Source organism: Shewanella sp. 11B5 (assembly GCF_002836795.1).
Classification (GTDB): domain Bacteria; phylum Pseudomonadota; class Gammaproteobacteria; order Enterobacterales; family Shewanellaceae; genus Shewanella; species Shewanella frigidimarina.
Map to the genome: position 1 here is coordinate 1 of NZ_PJAP01001112.1, position 2,253 is coordinate 2,253.

Annotated in this window: 3 protein-coding genes; 1 reads left to right on the forward strand and 2 read right to left on the reverse strand. The window is 41.3% G+C overall.

Annotated features, from left to right (window positions below; genetic code table 11):
* Positions 1 to 732 (reverse strand): TonB-dependent receptor plug domain-containing protein (locus CXF78_RS20885; RefSeq protein WP_180957239.1); only part of this gene is annotated, 732 nt, incomplete at its 3' end.
* Positions 733 to 972: 240 nt separating this feature from the next.
* On the opposite strand from CXF78_RS20885, the gene CXF78_RS20890 reads away from it, so the two are divergent.
* Positions 973 to 1,386, forward strand: a complete 414-nt coding sequence (locus tag CXF78_RS20890) for a hypothetical protein (protein WP_102037842.1) — start codon at positions 973 to 975, stop codon at positions 1,384 to 1,386.
* 121 nt (positions 1,387 to 1,507) lie between these two features.
* On the opposite strand, the gene CXF78_RS20895 is transcribed toward CXF78_RS20890, so the two are convergent.
* Positions 1,508 to 2,253 (reverse strand): FTR1 family iron permease (locus CXF78_RS20895; RefSeq protein WP_180957240.1); only part of this gene is annotated, 746 nt, incomplete at its 5' end.

Consider the following 2,253-nt stretch of genomic DNA (forward strand, 5'->3'; position numbering starts at 1 on the left):
CAGTAAACGAAATGCCACAAAAACGCTGTCGCTTTTAAAGCCTGAGTAATCGTAATAGCTGCCATTATCGATATGTTCTGCACTTAAGCGAATACCGCTTTCATTGGGCACGATGTCGGTGCCAACATCTATTTGTGCACGGTAATGATCCCAGCTACCGCCCGATAAGGTGAGATGAGTAAACTGGTCGTCAGTAGGCGCGACTTTAGAATGTATGTTAACAAACCCACCATTACGTTGGCTGGTGCCTAATAGCACTGGCGGTGCGCCTTTTACCACATCTATTTGTTCGACTGCGTTAAACGACATGGGTACACCAAAACCATTGTTGCCCGCTTGGCGACGTACACCGTCTTGATATAGCTCGCCTAGTTGGCCACGAATAGTGGGTAGGCTTGATGCACCAAAGCCGCTAGCGGAGTAACTGTTAGGGCTGACTTTTTGAATGTCAGATAAATCAATGATATTAAGCTGTTCAATCATTTCACTGGTAATAGGCGTCACTGAACGGGCAATATCTTTTAATGCTATTCCGTCACCAAATGGGCCATCAACAGTGCTGTTTTTAGGTGACATGCCTTTATCGTTAATCGCTTTACCTGATACCTGAATGACTTCGATAGACGAGGTGTCTTCGGCTGCAGCAGCCATTGATGAAGCTATTGATGAATACAAGGCTACGCTAATAGCTAGTGCGGTAAGTGAACGGCTAGGATAACGATAAATAGGCATAATTTTTTCTGCTGTAATGAACTTGGTGAAAGGGACCTTGTTGTTAACAAGTTTATTTCAATCATGTTATGCCAATTTTCATTGCGTTAGATCTAAATGGCATAACTACTAGTGCAACATAGTTGCGCTTTACTCGGTCAATTAGCGGCTGATGAATTTCAGTAATGGTCAGTTTAGCTTATTTAGACGGTCAACAGACCCTAGATGATGTTATTTTTATATATTTTTTAAGGAATTAAGATGCAAACATCAATTAGCAATGATACTCAGAAAAAACTGCAGTGGTCGTTACTTTTTTTACGCTTAGGCGTGTTTGTGGTGATGCTGGTATGGACATTAGATAAGTTCGTCAATCCTGGCCACAGTATGAAAATTTTCGAGAAGTTCTATGGCATAGGCGGAATGAGTGAGGTTGCTGCATATGTTATGGGTGCACTGCAATTAGCTTTAGTATTTGCGTTTGTATTGGGTATTAAAAAGCGTATCACTTACGGGGTTATCTTTCTAATGCACGGTGCTTCAACGTTATCGGCATTTAATCAATATTTTGATGCATTTAATAACCTATTGTTTTTTGCTGCATGGCCAATGTGGGCCGCGTGTTTTGCGTTGTACATGTTAAGAAATGAAGATACCAAGTTTACTGTGAAGTAAATTACTAAGCGATTTTCCGACACAAAAAGGCCGACTAAATATATTTAGTCGGCCTTTTTTATTGAACGCCTAATGTTAAACAATAAAACCAAACGCTAATCGAATTCTAACGATGATTCCATTAGTGAGTAGTAAGGCTTTGAGTACGATTACGGATAGCCAGTAAACTAAACAATACTACGATCACCATTTGTGTACCCAAACCTTGCCATGTAGACGCTATTCCTAACCAGCTAATCGACACATCTATAGGGAAGGGCGTGAGGCTAATTACTGCAGCTTCTTGTAACGCTGAAATCCCTTTTCCTGCCAAGATAAACGCTAAAATAAGCATGAAGTAAGAACTCACCGCAAAAAAGCGGGCTAATGGCAATTTAACTGAATAGCGCATCATTAACCAAGCAATTACCGCTAAAATAGCCATACCTGCTAGCAAGCCGTAAACTAAGTAACTCACTTGTTCATTGCTGCTGGCAGAGCCTATGGCTTGTGTCAGTAATGACTGATAGAACAAAATCGTTTCAAAGACTTCACGATAGACCGAAATAAACGCAAGCCCAGTGAGACCCCATAACGTGCCAGTGTTTAAATGGCGGTCGACATTATTTTTAATGTAACTTTGCCATTTAGAACCTTGGGTTTTACTGTGCATCCAATAACCAACATAGAACAATACCAATGCGGCCAGCAATGCAGCACCACCTTCCATTAACTCCCTTGAGGCTCCGCTAATGCTAATCAGGTTATCTGCAGCCCACCAGGTTAATACACCAGCGGCGAGTGCTGATATCCAACCAAAGTGAACAAATTTAATCGCATCCTGACGTTCGGTTTTAATTAACACTGTCATTAAGGCAATGATAACGA

Bases quoted from the DNA above. Each gene is read 5' to 3' on its own strand.
- CXF78_RS20890 (WP_102037842.1), top strand. From the start codon at position 973: ATGCAAACATCAATTAGCAATGATACTCAGAAAAAACTGCAGTGGTCG.